The following is a 20,870-nucleotide window of genomic DNA, read 5'->3' as shown; positions in this document are numbered from 1 at the left end:
CCTGATTTATCTGTTGCGATTGCCGCGCCCTAACGCGCGGCTCATCTGGGCCGCTATCTGCCCCTGAGACCGGCGGAACCCTTGCACGTCCGGTGTTGAAATGTTCATCACCACATTCACGGCACGCCCAGCGCCCTGCGTGCGCACACCCAGCTTGCCATCGGCCCCGCGCGCAAGCGGCATGATCGCCTCGGGCCCGGCTTCTCCCATCAGCCCGGTGCCTCCGCGCATGGGAAACGTTGTCGGGCCGCTGACCACACCGCCATTGGCGAAGGGCATCACCCGGCCCTGGCTGAAGCTGCCGCCATCAGCAAAAGGCAGAATTCCCTTCACCAACCCGCCGACCGTGTTGGCCAGCATTCCTCCAAAGTGGTCCGTCACCGGCTTGATCGCGGCCGCATAAGCCGTTTGGATCAAGGAGTTCTTCAGGACATCCAGCGCACCGGAAAGACTCATCCCATCCAGAACGACACCATCGAAGGCCTTGCGCAATCCGCTGGACATGCCGCGCTCCAGCGTGGCGACATCCTTGCCGGTTTCTTCAAATGCGGCGCTTATGCGCTTCATCTGGCTGTCAAACGCCGCCGCCATAGTCGCAGCATCGCCGAGGGAATCGCCCAGCGCTTCGCCTCGTTCTTGCAGGTCATCAAACCCGTCACGATCTGTCATCACGCTCTCCTTGTGTCTTGTCCGGATAAGCCGCCAGCAAGGCATCCAACCCCGCCCGGTTCATTGCAGACGCTCCGGACCCCTGCCCCAGCATCAGCCGCAGCTCTGCCGGGGTCAGACGCCAGAATTGATCCGGCGTCAGTCGCAGCCCCAGAAACCCGGCCCGCATAAGGGCAGGCCAGTCGAACCCGCTCATGTGCCCTCCGGCACCATGAAGGCGCGCGCCAACAATTCGGCTGCGGTTCTGGCGGCAGCCATGGGGCCGCCTTCAATCTCGGCGTGCATCAGGTCGGCCCGGGCAATGTTCCAGCCACCGCCCCGCAAACCGGCAACGATCAGCGCCAGAACATCCGCACTGGAATACGCACCGCCCTCGAACCGCTGCACCAGCTCAACCAGCGACCCAGCATTCAGCTCCTGCTCCAGCTCCGCCAAAGCACCCAGCGTCAGTTTGAGCACCCGCTGCTCGCCATCGATGGTCAGCGCCACCTCGCCTGTCCACGGATTGGCCATCGGATCAAAGCGCCGTAAAGGTCAGAGCACCGGCACTGGCCATGCTCATCTCATAGGTCGCCTCACCGTTGTGCGAGCCCGCATATTCGATGCTGGTCACCTGGAACGGACCTTCAACAATCCCGAAATCAGGGATGATGACCTGAAAGGCCGGAGTTTCGCCATCAAAGAACAACTGCCGCGCACGCTCATCCGTGCCGGCATCCTTGAACACGCCAGAGCCAGAGATCGAAGCCGATTTGACCCCCGCCCCGGACAAAAGCTCGCGCCATCCACCCTGGCTTTCCAGACTGGTGACATCCACACTTTCAGCATTGAAACTTATGCGCGTGGCCCGCAGCCCCGCGATGGTCTGGAACAGGCCGGTACCGTTCATATCCATTTTGACCAACAGGTCTTTTCCGTTCTGGGCAGCCATGTGCTCTCTCCGTTGATTGCTTAGTCATCTTCCACGCGAGCGCGGAACTTCAGGTCGATCTGGCGGATGGTGCCGCCGGTCCCGGTGCGTCGGGCCGAGGCCCGCTCGAACCACAGCCCCACCAAACGCCCGCGAACCAGGTTGAGTGGCGCGTTTTCCAGCGCGTCACACACCGCGCCGGCCAGTGTTTTGGCAGCACCGAACCCTGCCTCCTGGGACACCACCGAAACGGTGAAGCGGTGTATCGCGCCCGTGCCTGTTCGGTCCGACGCGTCACGCACCTCTTCGGGGCCCAGCGTCACATAGGTCTGCGGCACGGTTCCCGCGGGTACGGCATCATAGATCGCGCCCCCCGATTGGCTGCTGACTGCTGCGTCCGCTGCAAGCTGTTGATACACGGCCGCCTGCAATGCGGCGGAAACGCCATAGCTCATGCCGCCACCTCTTCATCTGCGAAACAGGTCAGGAACTTGCCGCGCGGGTCACGCTCGGCCACGGCGCGGATTACGAAACAGCGATTTCCCTCGCGAAACCGCTGATCCGGCGCGGGGCGCATCGAAGAACCCATGGGCGCACCGCGTACCACGATGCGGTACCCGACACGCGACACGGACGCTCCGGCGATCTGCCGTTCCGCCCCACTGCGCGCCGTCACCTCGGCCCACAGTGTCCCCATCGCAGCCCATGTTTGAGTATAGCCCCCCGCCCCATCAGCAGTTCGCATTGGCGCCTCCAGCACCAATTTACGGTTCAGATGCGGCGTGTTCATTGCGATACCCCCGCCCCGAAACGCACCATGCGATAGCGCTGGATCAGGCTGGTGACACCAAAGGGCATACAACCCGCGCCCAACGAGGTTTCATCCCGGTATTCATAGTAATGCGCCGCCAGCAGCAGCACGGCTTGCCCAAGATCGGCAGGCAGCCCGCCCCAATCCTGCGCCATCCCCGCGACAAACGAGATCTTTACGGAACCACCCGTTTCGATGGCAGGCAGGCTGGATCCTAATGGGCGTATCCGGGGCCGCTGGCTGTCATGCTCCAGCCGATAGGTCGCAGCGTTTGCAACTGTTTCGGCTCCTTGCTTGTCAGTCAGCGTCACAGCCTGAACTGAAACCACCGGGGCCACAGGCAGCACTTCGCCCGACGGGTCGCGCCACCTGTTCAAACTCCACGAGAAATCCCGTGTGATCAGAACCGTGCCAGTGCGCGCCTCGATCGCCGCAATGGCGGCCCGCAGGAACCCCTTCAACACTTCATTCTGCACATCATCCTCGGCAAAGCCCGTGCCCAACCTCAGATGCGCCTTGAACTGATCCACCGGCAGCGCCGCATCCGCGATGGCGGTCTCTTCGATCAACATCATCCACTCACTCCGCAATCTCGGACCCCTCCAGGGCCCCATCTTTGGAAATTGGCGGGCACGCGCCGCCCCACGTTGCTCGGACGGAGGGGAGCAGCTAGACAACGCAGAGGATCTCACTCCGGCCCGCGCCCGCCGTCCGAGGGGCCAGGGCCCCCCGGATTCAGCCCGCGTTAGGCGGTGCCGAATTTCAACAGCTTGATCGCAGCAAAATCGCTGACATCGCCGCCGACGCGTTTGGTCGCATAGAACAGGACATGTGGCTTGGCGCTGAACGGATCGCGCAGCACGCGCAAATCAGGACGCTCGGCAATGGTGTAACCGGCCTGGAAATCACCAAAGGCAATCGAGAAACTGTCGGTTGCCACATCCGGCATGTCCTCGGCGATCAGAACCGGATAGCCCATCAGACGCGCCGGCTCACCTGCGGCCAGACCATCGGACCACAGGAAGCGGCCATCACTGTCCTTCAACTTGCGGATCACACCTGCGGTCTTCGAATTCATCACGAAGGTCCCGTTGACCCGGTATTGCGCGCCCAGCGCATAAACCACATCGACAATCGCATCCGCATCAATACCCGCATCAATACCGGTCGCGACATAACCAAGGCTGCCCCAGGACCAGCCATCATTCGGAACCGCGCGGTGGATCATCAACCCCTTGGGCTTGTCGACGCCATCACCGTTGATGAATGCCGCCGCCTCGGCGCGTGCAAATTTGTCGGCAATACGCCCGGCCAGCCAGCCCTCGACATCGAAGGCGCTGTCATCCAGCAGACGCTGCGACGCTTTGGGCAGCGCGCTCAGCTCGTGCAGCGGGATCGAGATGCGATCGATCGACGGCGTTCCGGTTTCCGCCGTGGCCGAGTTTTCGTCCGCCCAGCCCGCACCTACATCGGTGTGATCGATCAGCACGTCGAACGAATTTGCCTCGACATTCACAACCGATGCAATCGAACGGATCGAGGCCGTCGAGTTCAAAACCGACTTGATCGTCTCGGCGGTCTGCGGATCAACCAGATAGCCACCATCGCTGTTGACCGCGGTGGACAGGGACTTGGCCTCCATCTCGAGGCCGCGCAGCCCGTCATCTTCGCCGGACCGCACATAGGCGTCAAATGCCTTCTGATGCGGGGCTCCGTCTTCGATCGAAGCGGCAAGATGCGGGCGTGCCGCGATAGTTGATTTACGATCCAGCATGGTCAGTCGCTCTTCTGTCTGTTGCAGTTTTGTGTTAACTTTGGCTTTCAGGCCCTTGAATTCATTCACGAAGCCAGCCATCGCCTGCTTCACCTCCTGAACCAGGGGCGCACCCTCTCCGGTCAAGGCCGGGGTTTCGGTCTTGCTCATCAGCATGTCCTGTTCTGAGTGGTTTTGAGGCGCGCTAGTTCCGCGCCAGCTCCTGCCGGGCATCGTTGAATACGTCGGCAATACAGCGCAGGGCTTCCTCGGCGTCAGGTGTCCTTCCCTTCGCCGCCACCCGCGCACTGGGCAGCATCGGGAAGGTCACCAATGACACCTCCCACAGCTCCAGTTCGGTCAGGACCCGCTGGCCCTTGTCATTCTTCACGGCCCGCTTGGTGCGATAACCGATCGACAGACCATCCATCGCACCCGCCCGGATCAATTCTGCCGCTTCGCGGCCCTTCTGCGTGCTCTCCAGCAGACGCCCCTTGACCCACAGCCCCTTGTCGTCCTCGCGTACTTCGTCCCACACGCCGATGGGCTGGGCTGGATCATGCTGCCACAGCATCTTGACCCGCTGCCCCGCCTTGGCCAGCCCGTCAAGCGAGCTTTGATACGCCCCACGCTGGACCACGTCACTGCCCTGATCGACCTGCCCAAACAGGCTCGCATAGCCCTCGATTACCGCATCGTCCGTAACCGACAAACCGTCGCCGAACCGTGCGAACTTATGTTCCAAATCCATGAACTTCTCCATGTAACCCATTGAACTCATGGCGCCACCACCAAGAGGGATTGAAACGCCTGCGCCAGGATCACCGCCGCCACGCCATAGACTGTCAGCCACAGCCGGCGCTCCAGCCGCTCCATCATCTCTTCGATCTGATCCAGACGCCGGCACAGATGTGCATGCTGGATCTCGGCCACCCGCTCATGCGCAGCCAGACGCAGACCTGGCGCGCACTCGAACGAGGGATACCCCTCACCCATCCGCACGCTCCGGCAGGCCCAGCAAGGCACGCTTCTCGGCATCGGTCAGGAAGTCGGCCCCATTGACCCGCGCCCATTGCGCATCCCGTTCTGCGGACAGCGCAGGCACCTGATCCAGGTCAGGCTTCAACACCAGCTCCTCGCCGGTAAAGCCCGCCAGCCAGTCCGACACCGCCGCTGCCACCCGCGTCACCAGAGGCAGAACAGTCAGGCGATAAAACGCCCGGTTGGCCTCCTGATAGTTCGAATAGGTCGCGTCGCCTTGTATCCCCAGCAGCATCGGCGGGACGCCGAAGGCCAGCGCGATCTCGCGGGCGGCGGCTTCCTTGGTCTTTTGAAACTCCATATCGGACGGAGAGAACCCCATCGGCTTCCAATCCAGCCCCCCTTCCAGAACCATCGGACGGCCTGCATTGCGCGCCCCGCGATAGTTCTGCTCGATCTCGTCTGACAGACGCCGGAACTGATCTTCGGCCATCACCCCGTGGCCATCGCCTTTCCACACCAGCGCCCCCGAAGGCCGCGCCGCATTGTCCAGCAGCGACTTCGACCAACGAGACGCGCTGTTATGCACATCAATCGCCATCGCCGCCGCCTGCATCGGCGAGAACCCGTAATGGTCATCCTGAGGGTGGAACGATTTGATATGGCAGATGTTTTCCGCCGCAAACCTATGCTTCTTGCCGCCAACCGCATAGTCATACGCCTTGGGCCACCCATCCGCCCCCGGCACCACGCTCATCCGATCAGATCGCAGCACGTGCAGCTCGACCGGCAACCCTTCGTCGGCCTGAACCGCCTCGACATAAGCATTGCCCGACAGCAGCAATTGCCCGAACAAGGCCTCCATCAACTCCGCTTGCCCCTGCGCCGCATTCGGACGGCGCATCAGGGACAGGATCGGATGCGTATCAAACCGCTGCGCCTGATCCTGCAACACCAACGGCAGAGCCGCCGCCGCCTCGGCAATCAGCTTGACGGAACGAAACCCCACCGGGTTCCCCGAAAATCCCGTCCGCGTCAGCGACACCGCGTCCCTGGGGCTCCAGGCCACGCGCCCGCCCGTCTGCAACGCCACCACCGGCCCCGCCGCGCTTGCCTTTGCCTCGGGCGCCGCTTCAGCCGATCCACGACGCAAGAAATCGAATACCATCTGTGCTCCTTTCTGCCGCCGCTCTGCCCGGCTTGTTGAAAGGAGTTATGACGGAAAGAAGTTTAAACCTCGGGAATGGGGCGTTCGGGGGTTGGGCAACGCCTATCTCAGCCCTTTGCCACGATCCATCACAGCCATAGTTTGAGACTGCCGCTTCACAGAAAAAGCCACTGTTCGCTTTCTTCAAACGAACTCTGAGTTTTACGGGTTCAAAACTCTTTTCCGGATGAGCAGTACGAAGCCAGCAGTTTAACCCAGACTATTTCGGATAAGCGAAAAAAGCACTGCGGTTGTTCGCGAACCTATGGTTGTGCCAATTTTCCTTCAGTACCGCATAACTCAAGATGCGAGACTGCTTTCCTGGCAAGTTTGGATCGCGAATGTAGACAACCTGTGCTTCATCATTAAAGCCCATGACGACAAACGTGTGACCTTCATCTTGATGGACATCGATAAGTACCGGGCGGCCTTTTCTCAAACTTGCCTTTATATCGCGAAGACCAGATTTAAAGCCGGAGGATGATTTTGGGTAATCGCGAATTTTCCACCGATACCCATACTTGCGAAGAGCGTAGTTGGCATCTCTCCAATATGTAAACTTTGAATTTCTTTGGCTTTTGGGCTTGTGACCTTCAGCAATGTTTTTTAGCTCAAGGGGATCAATCCTACCCCCAAAATACTGAACAACCATTGCCGCCGAAGTTGGTACGCACAGATTTTCGCCTTGCCTTATATGAGGAACATCTAATCTGACGTAAGACTCTGTTATGCCCGGGGGTGGCAACTTCCGGTGTGAAACAGCTCCCTCGCGCCAACCGACTTCAGCGTTTGCCAACGGCGAAATGAAAATAAGAAACACAAATGACAGAACAATCGTAAAATACACTTCGTCCTCCTTTTCCAGAAGCGTATTCTAACTATTCTGTAGCAGTCAAATTGAGCCGAAAGGTTCTGCTTTTGAACTTCTTTTTCAGGCAAAAGTAGCGAAGCAAAATGCCGAATGCCATTTGAGCGTTTTTGAATAGGGCTCAAAGCAGTTGATTGGTTTTTGCGACTTAAGAAATCCCAATCCTTACAACACCCGCACCCTCGGTCGCCGATACGCCCCGGCAGGCCCCACAACCAACTCATGCAGCGCCCAGACCAGCGCGTCGACCCGGTCGGGTGAGCCCTGCCCCTCGAACCCGCGCGCGGTCATCTGGCACATCTGCTCCTCCAGTGCATCCAGCCCGGTCACATGGCTCACACGTCCCTGCTCGTACAAAGCCGCCACAGGCTCGGCCCGCGCCACCTTACCGCGTGACGCCCGCACCGCCCGATAAGGGACCAGAGGGTCTACCTGCCGCACGACCTCTTCCACCAGTTGCCCGCCCTGATTGACCTCGGCCACCAGCCGTTCACCCCCGAACTCATCCATCGCGTCAATCGCCGCCTGCGCCCAGCCCGCAGGACCCACGCCCTGCACCGTGCGGTCGGCCAGCACATAGGCCCGCCACGCCTCGGGCGGCCCCTGCACCTGCGCGCCAACCACCACGATCCCGCAAGCATCCGCGCCTGAACCGGACGTCACCGCCGGATCCAGCGCCACAACGACCCGATCCAGATCGGGCACCTGCGCACAGCGCGCCGCTTCCAGCATGGACCCCGTCCACAGCGCCCCCTCGGCATCCGACAGCAGCACCCCGTCCAACTCCTGCCGCCCCAGCCGCGTGCCGGCATAGCGCGCGCGCACCTCTTCCAGAAACGAGTCCGCCAGATTGGCCCGGTTCGCCTCGGTCGGCGCATGGGTCTGCACGGTGGAGGGCGACGCCAGCAAATCCTTCAAAACCTTCACGTTACGCGGCGTGGTCGTCACACAGACCCGAGGCCGCTCGCCCAGCCGCAACGCAAATTGCAGCATGTCCCAGGTCTCACCCGCTTTCTTCCACTTGGCCAGCTCATCAACCCAGGCCGCATCGAATTGCGGGCCGCGCAGCCCCTCGGGGTCATACGCGGAAAAGGCCTGCGCCTCGGCCCCGTTGGGCCAGACCAGCTTGCGCTCTGATGCCTTCCACTGCGGCCGACGATCCGGGGGCGAGCATTGCAATATCCCGCTGTCGCCAAAGATCATCACATCGCGCACCTGATCGAATGTCTCACCCACCAAGGCCACCCGACAGGCCTGGCCACGATCCAACGGCAAAGACCCCTCGACCATCTGTCGCACCCACTCGGCCCCGGCGCGCGTCTTGCCCGCACCGCGCCCGCCCATGATCACCCAGGACCGCCAGTCGCCCTCGGGCGGCAACTGATGCGGCAGCGCCCAGAATTCGAACAGGAAAGGGAGGGCACACAGCCCTCCCTCCCCGATCTCACTCAGAAATCTGTTCTGCACCGCAACAGGCGCGGAGGCGAGCCAGCCTGCACCCGACTTCAAACCGAGCTCGGTCAAGGTCGAGCGCGTACCCACCTTGTGCAATTCCGGCTTGTCTGTGATGTTGTTCGACAAAGCTTGTCTCCACTTTCTGACAACTTCGGATCAGCCCCTCTAACTGCCCGAGTTGCTTGGCTGAACCAGCAAGATCTGCATCCTCCCCGGCTCCGATCTGTTTGCGCAGGTCTTCCGCCGCTTGCCGCAGATCGCGAATGGACCTCTCAAGCGACTGCAACAATTCAGCCGTCTGGGAAATCCGCTCTTCCGGGGTAATCAAAGTCATGTTTGCCTGTGACCTCATGCGTGAGTTTTCTCCGCACGAGAGAAGCAAGAAACGGCCACCGGGTCGCCCCGGGGCCGTTGCCCACTTCTTCTAGCATGGCATAATTAGTACGGAATTACGCACGTAATGTCAATAAGTTACGCAACACGAGCGCAACGCAGGGCGACCGCTGTGTTGAGTATTCCTTTACCTGATGCTCTCAGCCCTGGCTTGTCAAATCCTGCGCCAACATTAGCGCATTCCTGTCCGGATCATAGAACGTGGCCGTGCTGACCATCCCCTCAATCGTGTCCGTTTCGCCGTCAAATTCCACTCCAGCCGCCTCCAACTTTCTGCGCGCATCCACGATATCCGCGACTTCGAAGACAGGCACGCAATTCCCCGGAGAGGCTTCGGCCTGTTCGCCCAGCCCCAAAGTGACTCCGTCGACATTCGTCAGCATTTCGCTCCATCCTGCTTCATCAATGTGGTGGATAAGCTTAAATCCTAGCTTGGCAGCGTACCATTCCGCGCTGGCATGTCGATCCCGCACCGACATCGCAAGTGTGATAGTGTTTTTCAATGAAACGAGCGGCATGAGGCTTCCTTTTTATCTAAAATATAGCTACTATACTTTATGGACATAAATACACTTGTCAAGCTGACATCGCGGGCTTGGTCCCTGAAAATTCTTGCCCTGCTGCACGCCAAAGTTCCGGGCCGGCAAGCCCCGCTTTTGGCAGCGACCAACGCTAGCCGAACGGCCTTTGCAGCCAGCCTTTCTCATCTTATTGAACTTGGAATGATCGAAAGAAATCCCGGCCATGGGCACCCTTTACGTCCAGAATTTCGACTTACGCCATTCGGAACCCAGGCCGCCACGGTCGCCAGCAAGATAATTACTACCGCCCGCTCTGAGGATGAAATCAAACTTCTACGAAAATCATGGACTGTGCCAGTTCTGGCGTTGGCAGGCACCCCGCATCGTTTCTCGGCCATCAAATCAGGTCTTGCGGTTATTACAGATCGGGCGCTGTCCTCATCCCTTCACCAGTTGGAAGCACAAAACTGGATCCGACGCGACATTTACACAGCCGAGAGGATGCCATTTCCAACCTATCAAGCCGTGAATACTGGAATGGCGATCAACAGGGCCGTTGGTTTAACGCACTAATTCAATGGCAGTCCGGTGCCGCGAACAGTGCCTCTTTCAACTCAGAAGACCACCAGAAGACTTACCAGTGCTTGACATTCCATTGCGAAACCCTCATGTGCCCCACATCACAGCGCTGATGCGTGAGCCCGAGCGGACCTCGTCCGCCCCACAGCGCCAACTCATCATTCCAGTTCCCCATCACGCAGGGTTCTTGACGCGACGGCCGGATGGCGCAGGATGCACCTGCTCGTTCCGAGGTCTCGCACAACCCCTGCCGGTCGCCAACGCGCGACCTGTCATGACCTGTCCGCGGGCCAACGCTCCGGGCTGTAAAGGATAGTTATTTGTTCGACTTTGATATGCTGGGCCTTGCCCCGGCACTGAACGAGGCACTCAAACGCGCCAATTTCACTCAACCCACACCGATCCAGAACCAGGCGATTCCGCTTGCTCTGAATGGTCACGACATTCTGGGACTGGCGCAAACCGGCACCGGAAAGACATTGGCTTTCGGCCTGCCACTGATCGATCACCTTCTGGCCCAACCCGGCAAGCCCGACCCGAAAACCTCCAAGGCGCTGATCCTGGCGCCCACCCGCGAACTCGTGAACCAGATCGCCGACAGCCTCCGCACCCTGACGAAGGGCACCAAGCTGCGCGTGGCCACCGTTGTAGGCGGCCAGTCGATCAACAAGCAGATAATGTTCCTCTCTCGTGGCACTGATATTCTGGTCGCCACACCGGGTCGCCTGATAGACTTGATGGAACGTGGTGCAGTAAATCTCGGAGCGGTCCGCCATCTGGTGCTGGACGAAGCTGACCAGATGCTCGACCTTGGCTTTATCCATGCGTTGCGTAAAATCGCGCCGGCACTGGGCACTCCACGCCAGACCATGCTGTTTTCGGCCACCATGCCGAAGCAGATGGAAGAGCTCAGCCGCGCCTACCTGACCAACCCGCAGCGGGTGCAGGTCTCGCCTCCGGGCAAAGCGGCCGACAAGATTACGCAGTCGTTGCACTTCGTTTCCAAACCCGGAAAACCAATCAAGCTGCGTGAAATCCTTTCGAAAGATGTGGATGCCCTGACACTGGTCTTTACGCGCACCAAACATGGTGCAGAACGGCTGATGAAGGGCCTGGTAGCAGACGGCTACAACGCCGCATCCATCCACGGCAACAAAAGCCAGGGTCAGCGCGATCGCGCGATCAAGGCGTTCCGCGCGGGTGAAATCAACATTCTAGTGGCCACCGACGTTGCGGCCCGAGGCATCGACATTCCGGGCGTCGCCTACGTGATCAACTTCGATCTGCCCGAGGTGCCTGACAACTACGTCCACCGTATCGGGCGCACCGCCCGCGCAGGGCGCGAAGGCGAAGCCATCGCCTTCTGTTCCGCGGAAGAAGTTGATCTGCTGCGCCAGATCCAAAAGCTGATGAAGATCGAAATCCCAGTTGCCAGTGGCTCGATGCCCGAAGCTGTGCAACCTGAAAAACCGGCGCGCCGCCCGAACAACCGCCGCCGGGGGTTCAAACCCAAACCCGCCTACGGGGAAGGAAAACCCGCGGCAAACAAGCGGCGACGCCCACGCGGCAAACGTCCGGCGGCGTAAGGTCGGAACGGCACAAAAAAGCCAACGCCGGTTCAATGACCGGCGTTGGCGCAACACGATGAACGAAAACAGATTTCGTTCAGATCAATTTCCCGAATTCCGCTCTGCCTCAATCTGGCGCCATTTGGCGACATTGCGATTGTGTTCCTGCAAGGTTTCGGCAAATGCATGACCGCCCGTGCCATCGGCAACAAAGAACACGAAATCCGTGTCATCCGGCGCAACAGCAGCTTTTAGGCTGGCCAGGCCCGGATTGGCAATCGGCGTCGGCGGCAAACCGTCTATCTGATAGGTATTCCACGGCGTTGGTCGGTTCAGCTCGCTGCGGCGCAGCCCGCGCCCCAACGTGCCTTGCCCTTTGGTAACGCCATAAATGACGGTCGGGTCCGTCTGCAACCGCATCCCCTGTTTCAGCCGGTTCACAAAAACACTGGCCACTTGCCCGCGTTCTTCCGGAACTCCGGTTTCCTTTTCGATGATCGACGCAAGGATCAGCATTTCTTCGGGACTTTGCAGCGGCAACCCGTCCTGACGGCTTTCCCAAACGGCATTGATCCGCAATTGTTGCTTGTCCTGCATCGCCTGCAAAATGTCGTTACGGTCCTGGCCCGCCACAACATCGTAACTGTCCGGCGCCAGCATCCCTTCGGCCGGGATCTCGGTCACCTCACCTGTCAAAGCGTCGAACGCCTTCAACGCCTCGACCACCTGCCACGAGGTCACACCTTCGGCCAGTGATACGCGGTAACGGGTGTCCGCCTCGTTGCGTTTCTCGGTATAAGCCTCAGGCACCTCGTCTTCCGAGGGATCAAACGACGCGATTTCTACGAAATCCAGGGTCGCCGGGTTCAACTCGCGCACACGGGTCTGAGCACGCGTCACACCGATACGATACTCAATCTCGGATCCACAGGTGCTGGCACCGCTGCTGGTGATCTCGTCGATGATCTGCTCCATCGACGCACCTTCCCGTACCAGAAAGCTGCCTGCTTTCAACTGCTGCGCCCGATCCGTGTAGTCCGCGGCCATCCGAAAGATCGTGGCACTGCTGATCGCGCCCTGCTCTTGCAGCTGCTGACTGACACGTGTCATGTTCGATCCGCTTCTGACCTGAAGGCAGATTGCGGTTTCAAGCGGGCCCTCGGCCTTGTACTGGCTCTGCCCCCAAAGGATCAGTCCGCCCATCAGGAACAGGCCGACCACCAGAATGGTCAGCGCGTTCGAAGCAATGGCCCGCCACATTTAGCTGGCCTTTCCGAAGATCACGCTGGCATTGGTGCCGCCAAACCCGAACGAATTCGACAAGGCCACATTGATCTCACGCTCGCGTTTTGCGTTCGGGGCCAGATCAATCGGTGTCTCTACCGCAGGGTTGTCCAGGTTGATCGTCGGCGGGGCTACCTGATCACGGATCGCCAGAATCGAGAAGATTGCCTCGATCGCGCCCGCAGCACCAAGCAAGTGACCGGTTGCCGATTTGGTCGACGTCATGGTGGCGTTCGCGGCGTGGTCACCCAGCAAACGCTCAACCGCGCCCAGCTCGATCGTATCCGCCATGGTCGAGGTGCCATGGGCGTTGATATAGTCCAGATCTTTCGGCTCCAGCCCCGCACTGCGCAGCGCCGCCCGCATCGAGCGTTCTGCCCCGTCACCATCCTCGGACGGTGCCGTGATGTGATACGCGTCACCCGACATGCCATAGCCCAGCACCTCGGCGTAGATCTTCGCACCGCGGGCCTTCGCGTGTTCATACTCTTCCAGAATGACAATGCCCGCACCTTCGCCCATGACGAACCCGTCGCGGTCCACGTCATAGGGTCGGCTGGCCGCTTTGGGGTTATCGGCATATTTGGTCGACAACGCCTTGCATGCGTTGAACCCGGCGATGCCGATCTCGCAGATGCAGCCTTCACCGCCACCTGCGACCATGACGTCTGCGTCCCCTGCGCGAATGATGCGGCTGGCGTCGCCGATGGCATGGGCACCGGTCGAACACGCCGTCACGACCGAATGGTTCGGCCCCTTGAAGCCGTGCCGGATCGACACCTGACCTGATGCAAGGTTGATCAGAGCACCCGGAATAAAGAACGGTGAAACCCGACGCGGGCCCTTGTCGCGGATCAGATTGGCGGTATTCGCGATCGAACCCAACCCCCCGATGCCGGAACCGATCAGAACCCCTGTTCGCAGCCGGTCCTCTTCATCTTCCGGCAACCAGTTCGCATCTTTGCAGGCCATTTCCGCAGCTGCGATGGAATACAGGATAAAGTCCTCAATCTTGCGCTGCTCTTTCGGCGGCATCCAGTCATCGGGATTGAAGGTCCCGTTGGTTCCGTCCCCGCGGGGGACCTCGCAGGCGTAGGTCGTGGTGACACCACTGCCTTCCGCATCAAAATGCGTGATGGGACCAGCGCCGGACTCTCCGTCCAGCAGCCGCGACCAGGTTTCCTCGACCCCGCTGGCCAAAGGAGTGACCAATCCAAGACCGGTTACAACGACTCTGCGCATGAAGTGCCTCTTGCCTGCTTCCTGTTATGAGAACCGCTCTTACCCCGGCCCGGGGTGCGGGGGCAAGAGCAACGGCGATTTCAGGCGGGCTTCCCGCCGCCGGGCAACCGAAGCAGTACCGCTTTGGGTTACGGAAACAGGTGCCCGCCCTTTCTCGGATCCGATTGAAAGGGCGAAGCGTGTTTATTGGAACTGTGCCACCGGCTCATGCGCCGTTTTCGCCATTTCCAGTGCATCGTTCAGGTCAAGTGTCTTGCGAAACAGTGCACGTCCCACGATCGCACCCGAGATATTGGGAATATAGGCCAGCCGCGAGATGTCATCCGCAGTACGCACAACACCGCTTGCTATCACCGGGGTGCGCGAATGGCTGGCAAGCCCCGAGATCAGGCCGAGCTGAGCCTCGACGTCCTCCATATCGCTGTCGATATCCGTCACCACGATAGCAGCAAACGGCGCCCCTTCGAATGCGTCGATAAACGCTTCGGGCGTGAATACGCTTTGGCTGCGCCAGCCATCCGTCATTACAAAACCCTGCCAGACATCGACCGACAGCACGATTTGATCCGGGTAGAGCGTGGCCAACTCCTTGACCAGTTTCGGCTCGCGCGCTGCCAGCGTCCCGATCACAACGCGACCGACGCCCTTGTCGATCCAGCGTTCGACCTGTTCGCGGGTCCGCATACCACCTGCCAACTGAACCGGGATTTCGGCTGCGCGGATAATCTCTTCAATCAATTCGACGTTGGTATCTTTGCCCTCGATCGCGTCGAAATCGGTCAGGTGCATCCATTCGGCGCCCGCTTCGGCCCAGCTTCGCGCCGTTTCGACCGGGTTTACATGCCAAATCATGGCGTTGTCCAAACGACCTTTGTCCAACGTGACACACCGGCCGTTCTGCAATTCCATAGTGGGGTATATCCTCATGAGCTCGGTCCTCCGCTCAATCGCTCTGAAAATCCCCGGAAGCATACACCTGTAACGCCCTCCCAATATCACTGGGATCGGCACAGTTTGGCCATTTTGCGGCATAGTGTCGAGGTGGCGGATTCACGCCAGCGCTGGTGGCCCATTGCGCCGAAGCAAATGCACCGGGGTTTCATTATACACCCCTTCCCGCATCAATACATAGCCCAGCTTTTTGGCAAGTTTCTGCGACGAGGCGTTGGACGCATTCACCATCGCAACCAATGGCCCGGGAATCACCCGGTCAAACCAGTCATGCGCTGCCTTGGCCGCCTCATACCCCAGGCCCTGCCCCTGCGCCTCGGGCGCCAGAACCCAGCCCGCCTCGGGAAAGCCGTCGAAATCCTCGCCCATCTGACGGTTTCCGTAAAAGAAACCGGCCTGTCCGATCAGCTTTCGATTCGATTGTTGCAGCACACCCCATTGTCCAAACCCGGCCATCTGCCAATGCCCGGCATTGCGCAAAAAGGAATCCCATGCTTCTCCGCGCGATCGGGGTGAGCCGCCAACATGCTGAACGACGCACGGATCTCTCCAGATCTCGGCGAACCGGTCAAAGTCCTCCGGGCGCATGGCACACAGCGTCAAACGCGCGGTATTTATCATGGGAGTGGATCTTATCATGCCTTGTCCACTTTGAATTTTGCCTCAATGGAAACAGTGCGTATCCGAATATAAACGCGCAAGCATGAATTTTGAGCGGGCACAAAAAAACGGCGCCTCCGTTGCCCGGAAGCGCCGCTTTTGATCAGAAGGAAACGCTTAGGACGCTTCGCTGATGAATTTGACCGCGTCGCCGAAGGTCTGGATGGTCTCGGCTGCGTCATCGGGGATTTCGATGCCGAACTCTTCTTCGAAGGCCATGACCAGTTCAACGGTGTCCAGGCTGTCTGCGCCCAGATCATCGATGAAGGACGCGTTTTCCGCGACTTTATCTTCTTCAACACCCAGGTGCTCAACAACGATCTTCTTAACGCGATCTGCGACGTCGCTCATGTCTATTCCTCATTCCTTTACAGGGCGGTCTGCCCGATTCTGCCCTTGCCCGCACGGGTTGGCTTTGATTTGCCCGTTTCGGGCGGTTTGGGTCCCGGCGAACCGGGAAGTCGAAGGCCGACCTGAACAACCGGCCCCGCATAGATGCGCCGCCTATAGCATAGTCGACGCAAGAGGCAAACGCTTTCGCGCTGCCCCTGTGGCGATCACAACATGGCCATACCACCGTTCACATGCAAGGTGCTTCCGGTAACATAGCCCGCTTCGGGACTGGCAAGGTACAGAACAGCCGCTGCAATTTCTTCGGGATCACCCATGCGGCCCGCCGGAACCTTCAACAACAGACCCTTTTTCTGTTCCTCGGTCAGCTTTTCGGTCATTGCAGTCGTGATGAAACCCGGCGCCACGGCGTTCACGGTAATTCCGCGCGTTGCCACTTCGTGCGCCAAAGCCTTGGAAAACCCTATCATTCCGGCTTTTGACGCCGCATAGTTCGCCTGCCCCGGATTACCGATTACGGCCACCACGGACGAGACATTCACGATCCGGCCCCAGCGTGACTTCATCATGCCCCGGATCACGCCTTTGCACAGTTTCATGGTCGAGGTCATGTTCACGTCTATCACGCTCTGCCATTCCTCATCAGACATGCGCATGAACAGGTTATCGCGCGTGATACCGGCGTTGTTCACGAGGATGTCCACCGATCCCATCGCTTCGATCGCTTGCTTTGGCAACGCTTCGACGGCCTCCGGATCGCTCAGATTGCAAGGCAACACATGCGCGCGTTCGCCCAGTTCATCTGCCAGAGCCTGCAATGGCTCGACCCGTGTACCGGACAATCCGACTGCTGCGCCAGCACCGTGCAACGCACGTGCAATGTCGCCTCCGATACCGCCCGAAGCACCGGTGATCAGCGCATTCTTACCTGTCAAATCAAACATTCGGTTTTCCTCTTGGTGCGTCGGCCACGACGCGTTTTGAGCTTACGATTCGGCCTGAACGGCCTTTTGAACATCTTCCGGGGTGCCCACGGCCTTGCCCGAAATGGCACGATCGATCTTGCGGATCATGCCGGACAGCGCTTTGCCAGCACCGATTTCCCATGTCTCGGTCACGCCTTGCGCCGCCATGAACTGCACGCTTTCACGCCAGCGAACCGACCCCGTCACCTGTTCCACCAGCAACTGGCGGATCAGATCCGGATCACTGACGGCTTCGGCGCGCACATTGGCTACCAAAGGCACGGAAGGCGCCTTTATCTCGACGGCCGCAAGCGCTTCCGCCATGACATCTGCCGCAGGCTGCATCAGCGCACAGTGAAATGGAGCACTTACAGGCAACATGACGGCACGCTTTGCACCTTTTTCCTTGGCAATCTCGGCGGCACGCTCGACAGCAGCCTTGGAACCGGACACAACGACCTGGGTTGGATCGTTGTCATTGGCAGCCTGACAGACCTGCCCCTGCGCGGCTTCTTCAGCAACGGCGCGCACCGCCTCCAGATCCAATCCAAGAATGGCCACCATTGCGCCCTCGCCGACCGGTACGGCACTTTGCATCGCCAGACCGCGGGTGCGCAGCAGGCGCGCGGTGTCCGCAACCGACAAAGCCCCCGCAGCTGCAAGGGCCGAGTATTCACCCAAGGAATGACCTGCCACGAAAGCCGCCTGACCAACCGAAACGCCTTCGGCTTCCAGCGCACGCATTGCCGCCATGGATGTCGCCATAAGAGCCGGCTGGGCATTCTGAGTCAGCGTCAAGTCGGCGATGTCGCCTTCCCAGATCACGTGGCTCAGCTTCTCTCCCAGCGCCTCGTCCACCTCATCGAAGACGGCCTGCGCCGCCGGATAGGCATCGGCCAGTGCTTTGCCCATACCGATGGTCTGGGCGCCCTGCCCCGGAAAAACGAACGCGAGTGTCATTGCAACCTCATGGATGATGTCAGGTTGCGGCGGGGTGTAAACTGACTGATCGTCTGGCACAAGCTCTGCCTGTGTTCTGCATTCTGGCACCTTGGCTGTGCACAAGCGCTTACTTGTGTCGACCTCCGATAACCTTAACTTGAGCGCAGCACAGAATCCCGGAGCGTTGCACCCATGGCCTCGACCAATTCCTTCTCAAGCTACGGAAGTGTCGCAAAGACGTTTCACTGGCTCACCGCGTTGTTGATCTTCACGGCCCTGCCGCTCGGTTGGATTGCGGACAACCTGGCCCACGCCGTATTGCATGCCACCACAGCCCCAAGCGAGGCCGAAATCGCACGCGCAGCGCGCATGTTCTCATTGCACAAGACCGTGGGCGTCACCGTGTTCTTCGTTGCTTTGGCTCGGATAGTGTGGGCTTTCACGCAAACCAAGCCCGGATTGTTGAATGCCGACAACAAGCCCGAGGCTTTCGCCGCCGAAACTGTCCACTGGCTCCTCTACGGGTCACTGGTGCTTGTGCCACTGACCGGTTGGGTGCACCACGCCGCAACCGAAGGCTTTGCTCCGATCCTCTGGCCCTTCGGCCAAAACCTGCCTTTCGTACCAAAATCGACCATTGTGGCGGAGGTGACAGGTGTCCTGCATTGGCTGTTCATGTGGACGCTCGTCGGCGCGTTGGTCCTGCATGTTGCCGGAGCATTGAAGCATCATGTCATAGACAAGGACAGCACGTTGCGCAGGATGTTGCCGGGTGGGGCGGACGCACCGGAACCTCCACGCCAGCATCATTCCCTGGTCCCCGCCGTCGCTGCGGTGGCCGTTTGGGCGCTTGTCCTCACCGGCGGCTGGGTCTCCGGCGAATTTGCGCGTGAGGCCGACGATGATGACGCCGACGTCCAACTGGCCGAGGTGCAATCAGACTGGCAGGTTCAGAACGGCACCTTGTCCATTACGATCTCGCAATTGGGCAGCCCGGTCACCGGCTCGTTCTCCGACTGGACGGCAGCAATTGCTTTTGACGAGCCTACTGACCCCGGCCCGGCCGGGGCCGTCGACGTCACGATTGCAATAGGATCTCTCAGCCTCGGAACCGTAACCGAACAGGCCATGGGGGCGGATTTCTTCGACAACGCCCAGTTTCCGACGGCCCAGTTCACGGCTGACCTTTTCAAAACCGAAAGCGGATATGAGGCACGCGGACTGCTGACAATCCGCGACAAGACGATCGATATCATACTCCCGTTTTCACTGGAGCTTCAGGACAACACCGCGACCATGACAGGCTCGGTTGATCTGAACAGGTTGGATTTCGGCATAGGCGCATCGCAACCCACCGAAGATTCGCTCGGCTTCACCGTCACAGTCGCTGTGGAACTCGCCGCGTCCCGCAGTCAGTAATGCAAAAAAACCGCCGGTGACAGGATCACCGGCGGTTTTCGTGTTCGTTGTCTTGCGCTTATTCGGCTTTTTGCGCTTCGACCGAGATCTGCACCTGCACTTCGTCACTTACAAACGGTGCGAACTGGCCCAGATCAAATTCACTACGGACAAGGGTCGTGGTGGCGTTGAAACCGGCCCATGGCTTGTTTGCCATCGGGTGGGTGTCAACCTTGTTCAGTTTGGCGTCCAGAACAACAGATTTGGTCACGCCGTTCATGGTCAGGTCGCCGGTGATATTGGCAGTGTTTTCACCGGTCACTTCGATACCAGTCGAGGTAAAGGTAATCAGATCGCCCTCGGTCGCACCAAAGAAATCTTCGGTCATGAAGTGATCTTCACGCGGCTTCCAGCCGGTGAACATTTCCAGTACCGGCATCGATACGCTCACGCTGGAGGCGGCGGGATTTTCCTGGTCAAACATGATCTCGCCCTCAAAGCCCGAGAACATGCCGGTTGTGGTTGAAAAGCCCAAGTGGTCATAGCTGAAGACAACCTGGCTGTGGCTCGGGTCCAGCACGTATTTCTCGGCGCTGGCGAATGCCGTGGTCGCCGATACGGCCAGTGCAGCAGCAAGAAGGGTGGATTTCATAACAATCTCCGCGTTTTTGTGAATGCAAACCGTCTGGGTTGCTCACAAACAAAATGTGCCGCCTATCGGCGGCACACAACCTTTTTCGAGTCACAACATCTGTTCCTTTTTGAACAGAATAAAGTTCAGCCGAAAATTGTTACGCTCTTGCTCAATTGTCCCTTCAACGCTCGGCTGACATCCGCCGATTCAAGGGGCAGCTTCATCAAAAGGCTTCCATCCACATCGAACAGGTGAACTTCGTTTTCTTCAAAACGCGCACCACCCAGCGATTCATAGCTGCGGCGCAGCACTGTCTGAGGGCGCCCGTCTTCGTTCTTTTGCAGAACACGGACTTCGCGGCGGATCGGATCAAAATAGGCATCCGGGCGCTGATCAAGAACTTCGATCGTCAGCAAACTGACACCGACGATCAGAAACAGCATCGAGGCCACCATCTTGATCGGCCAGACATCTGCACCCACGATCGAACCCGGCATCAGCCACATCGAAAACGCGGAAAAGATCAGGAACGCTCCGACCAACCGCGCCAGGATCAAACGGGCCTTCCAGTTTGGCGCGAAGGCAATCATTACCGGCACCGAATGCTCAAAGCGCGAGCTTGCCGCCTCTTCCCGGTATGTGTTTGTATTTGTCGCGGTCATAACACTTCACCCTTTATCAGGTTACTGTCGAATTTCTGTTTGGTCCGGGTAACGTCCGGTATGCAA

26 protein-coding genes are annotated in these 20,870 nt (G+C 59.4%); 3 read left to right on the top strand and 23 right to left on the bottom strand.

Annotated features, from left to right (window positions below; genetic code table 11):
- Positions 1–6: 6 nt before the first annotated feature.
- The 14 genes from AC2FFD_RS04040 to AC2FFD_RS03975 form a co-directional block, all read right to left on the bottom strand.
- Positions 7–669, bottom strand: a complete 663-nt coding sequence (locus AC2FFD_RS04040) for an RcGTA-type gene transfer agent tail tape measure protein (protein ID WP_171204954.1) — start codon at positions 667–669, stop codon at positions 7–9.
- Positions 656–865 carry a rcc01693 family protein gene (locus AC2FFD_RS04035; RefSeq protein ID WP_170343939.1) on the bottom strand — a complete coding sequence of 70 codons (210 nt, stop codon included), beginning with the start codon at positions 863–865 and terminating at the stop codon, positions 656–658. Before AC2FFD_RS04035 ends, AC2FFD_RS04040 begins: the two co-directional genes overlap by 14 nt.
- Positions 862–1,182 (bottom strand): gene transfer agent family protein, encoded by a 321-nt coding sequence (locus tag AC2FFD_RS04030; protein WP_170343938.1) that lies wholly within the window; start codon positions 1,180–1,182, stop codon positions 862–864. The genes AC2FFD_RS04035 and AC2FFD_RS04030 overlap by 4 nt, the downstream gene beginning before the upstream one ends.
- A 4-nt stretch (positions 1,183–1,186) precedes the next feature.
- The gene (locus AC2FFD_RS04025; RefSeq protein ID WP_170343937.1) at positions 1,187–1,600 is read right to left on the bottom strand and encodes a phage major tail protein, TP901-1 family; all 414 of its coding nucleotides are present in this window, start codon (positions 1,598–1,600) and stop codon (positions 1,187–1,189) included.
- 20 nt (positions 1,601–1,620) lie between these two features.
- The gene (locus AC2FFD_RS04020) at positions 1,621–2,034 is read right to left on the bottom strand and encodes a DUF3168 domain-containing protein (protein ID WP_480684069.1); all 414 of its coding nucleotides are present in this window, start codon (positions 2,032–2,034) and stop codon (positions 1,621–1,623) included.
- Positions 2,031–2,369: a phage head closure protein gene (locus AC2FFD_RS04015; protein ID WP_170343935.1), complete on the bottom strand. Its 339-nt coding sequence runs from the start codon at positions 2,367–2,369 to the stop codon at positions 2,031–2,033. The genes AC2FFD_RS04020 and AC2FFD_RS04015 overlap by 4 nt, the downstream gene beginning before the upstream one ends.
- Positions 2,366–2,965, bottom strand: a complete 600-nt coding sequence (locus AC2FFD_RS04010; protein WP_496872049.1) for a head-tail connector protein — start codon at positions 2,963–2,965, stop codon at positions 2,366–2,368. The genes AC2FFD_RS04015 and AC2FFD_RS04010 overlap by 4 nt, the downstream gene beginning before the upstream one ends.
- Before the next feature lie 170 nt (positions 2,966–3,135).
- Positions 3,136–4,314 (bottom strand): phage major capsid protein, encoded by a 1,179-nt coding sequence (locus AC2FFD_RS04005; protein ID WP_496872047.1) that lies wholly within the window; start codon positions 4,312–4,314, stop codon positions 3,136–3,138.
- A gap of 34 nt (positions 4,315–4,348) precedes the next feature.
- Positions 4,349–4,906 carry an HK97 family phage prohead protease gene (locus AC2FFD_RS04000; protein WP_496872244.1) on the bottom strand — a complete coding sequence of 186 codons (558 nt, stop codon included), beginning with the start codon at positions 4,904–4,906 and terminating at the stop codon, positions 4,349–4,351.
- Positions 4,907–4,920: 14 nt separating this feature from the next.
- Complete coding sequence (locus tag AC2FFD_RS03995) at positions 4,921–5,139, bottom strand: GTA head formation protein, RCAP_rcc01685 family (RefSeq protein WP_152458319.1); 219 nt, start codon at positions 5,137–5,139, stop codon at positions 4,921–4,923.
- Entirely contained in the window at positions 5,132–6,292 is a 1,161-nt protein-coding gene (locus tag AC2FFD_RS03990; protein WP_496872045.1) for a phage portal protein, read from the bottom strand. Before AC2FFD_RS03990 ends, AC2FFD_RS03995 begins: the two co-directional genes overlap by 8 nt.
- Positions 6,293–6,551: 259 nt before the next feature.
- On the bottom strand, positions 6,552–7,178 hold the full coding sequence (locus AC2FFD_RS03985; RefSeq protein ID WP_496872044.1) for a C39 family peptidase: 627 nt from the start codon (positions 7,176–7,178) through the stop codon (positions 6,552–6,554).
- Positions 7,179–7,364: 186 nt separating this feature from the next.
- Positions 7,365–8,666, bottom strand: a complete 1,302-nt coding sequence (locus tag AC2FFD_RS03980) for a DNA-packaging protein (protein ID WP_496872243.1) — start codon at positions 8,664–8,666, stop codon at positions 7,365–7,367.
- Between the two features lie 521 nt (positions 8,667–9,187).
- Positions 9,188–9,565 carry a VOC family protein gene (locus tag AC2FFD_RS03975; protein WP_496872042.1) on the bottom strand — a complete coding sequence of 126 codons (378 nt, stop codon included), beginning with the start codon at positions 9,563–9,565 and terminating at the stop codon, positions 9,188–9,190.
- Between the two features lie 39 nt (positions 9,566–9,604).
- Between AC2FFD_RS03975 and AC2FFD_RS03970 the strand changes: the two genes are divergently transcribed.
- Both AC2FFD_RS03970 and AC2FFD_RS03965 read left to right on the top strand, forming a co-directional pair.
- The gene (locus AC2FFD_RS03970) at positions 9,605–10,141 is read left to right on the top strand and encodes a winged helix-turn-helix transcriptional regulator (protein ID WP_496872040.1); all 537 of its coding nucleotides are present in this window, start codon (positions 9,605–9,607) and stop codon (positions 10,139–10,141) included.
- A 326-nt stretch (positions 10,142–10,467) separates the two neighbouring features.
- The gene (locus AC2FFD_RS03965) at positions 10,468–11,733 is read left to right on the top strand and encodes a DEAD/DEAH box helicase (RefSeq protein WP_480684061.1); all 1,266 of its coding nucleotides are present in this window, start codon (positions 10,468–10,470) and stop codon (positions 11,731–11,733) included.
- An 84-nt stretch (positions 11,734–11,817) separates the two neighbouring features.
- Here the strand turns inward: AC2FFD_RS03965 and mltG are convergent, their stop codons facing one another.
- From mltG to fabD, 7 genes are all read right to left on the bottom strand, one after another.
- Entirely contained in the window at positions 11,818–12,975 is a 1,158-nt protein-coding gene (gene mltG, locus AC2FFD_RS03960; RefSeq protein WP_170343926.1) for an endolytic transglycosylase MltG, read from the bottom strand.
- Complete coding sequence (gene fabF / locus AC2FFD_RS03955) at positions 12,976–14,241, bottom strand: beta-ketoacyl-ACP synthase II (protein ID WP_170343925.1); 1,266 nt, start codon at positions 14,239–14,241, stop codon at positions 12,976–12,978.
- A 183-nt stretch (positions 14,242–14,424) separates the two neighbouring features.
- Entirely contained in the window at positions 14,425–15,168 is a 744-nt protein-coding gene (locus AC2FFD_RS03950; protein ID WP_496872037.1) for a 1-(5-phosphoribosyl)-5-[(5-phosphoribosylamino)methylideneamino]imidazole-4-carboxamide isomerase, read from the bottom strand.
- Between the two features lie 123 nt (positions 15,169–15,291).
- The gene (locus AC2FFD_RS03945; RefSeq protein ID WP_170343923.1) at positions 15,292–15,831 is read right to left on the bottom strand and encodes a GNAT family N-acetyltransferase; all 540 of its coding nucleotides are present in this window, start codon (positions 15,829–15,831) and stop codon (positions 15,292–15,294) included.
- Between the two features lie 138 nt (positions 15,832–15,969).
- Positions 15,970–16,203, bottom strand: coding sequence for an acyl carrier protein (locus AC2FFD_RS03940; protein WP_008756330.1), 234 nt, complete (start codon positions 16,201–16,203; stop codon positions 15,970–15,972).
- A 206-nt stretch (positions 16,204–16,409) separates the two neighbouring features.
- The gene (gene fabG, locus AC2FFD_RS03935) at positions 16,410–17,147 is read right to left on the bottom strand and encodes a 3-oxoacyl-[acyl-carrier-protein] reductase (RefSeq protein ID WP_170343922.1); all 738 of its coding nucleotides are present in this window, start codon (positions 17,145–17,147) and stop codon (positions 16,410–16,412) included.
- 42 nt (positions 17,148–17,189) lie between these two features.
- The gene (gene fabD / locus AC2FFD_RS03930) at positions 17,190–18,128 is read right to left on the bottom strand and encodes an ACP S-malonyltransferase (protein WP_496872031.1); all 939 of its coding nucleotides are present in this window, start codon (positions 18,126–18,128) and stop codon (positions 17,190–17,192) included.
- Between the two features lie 174 nt (positions 18,129–18,302).
- Between fabD and AC2FFD_RS03925 the strand changes: the two genes are divergently transcribed.
- Positions 18,303–19,529: a cytochrome b/b6 domain-containing protein gene (locus tag AC2FFD_RS03925; protein WP_496872030.1), complete on the top strand. Its 1,227-nt coding sequence runs from the start codon at positions 18,303–18,305 to the stop codon at positions 19,527–19,529.
- 58 nt (positions 19,530–19,587) lie between these two features.
- Here AC2FFD_RS03925 and AC2FFD_RS03920 read toward each other — a convergent pair whose 3' ends face one another.
- Positions 19,588–20,160 (bottom strand): YceI family protein, encoded by a 573-nt coding sequence (locus tag AC2FFD_RS03920; protein ID WP_170343919.1) that lies wholly within the window; start codon positions 20,158–20,160, stop codon positions 19,588–19,590.
- Positions 20,161–20,285: 125 nt separating this feature from the next.
- Positions 20,286–20,804 (bottom strand): hypothetical protein, encoded by a 519-nt coding sequence (locus AC2FFD_RS03915; RefSeq protein WP_117868609.1) that lies wholly within the window; start codon positions 20,802–20,804, stop codon positions 20,286–20,288.
- Positions 20,805–20,870 lie beyond the last annotated feature (66 nt).

It is taken from the genome of Ruegeria sp. YTSC002, from assembly GCF_059609845.1.
The sequence above is the reverse complement of the archived record's forward strand: the minus strand, read 5'-3'. Positions and strand labels throughout refer to the sequence as shown.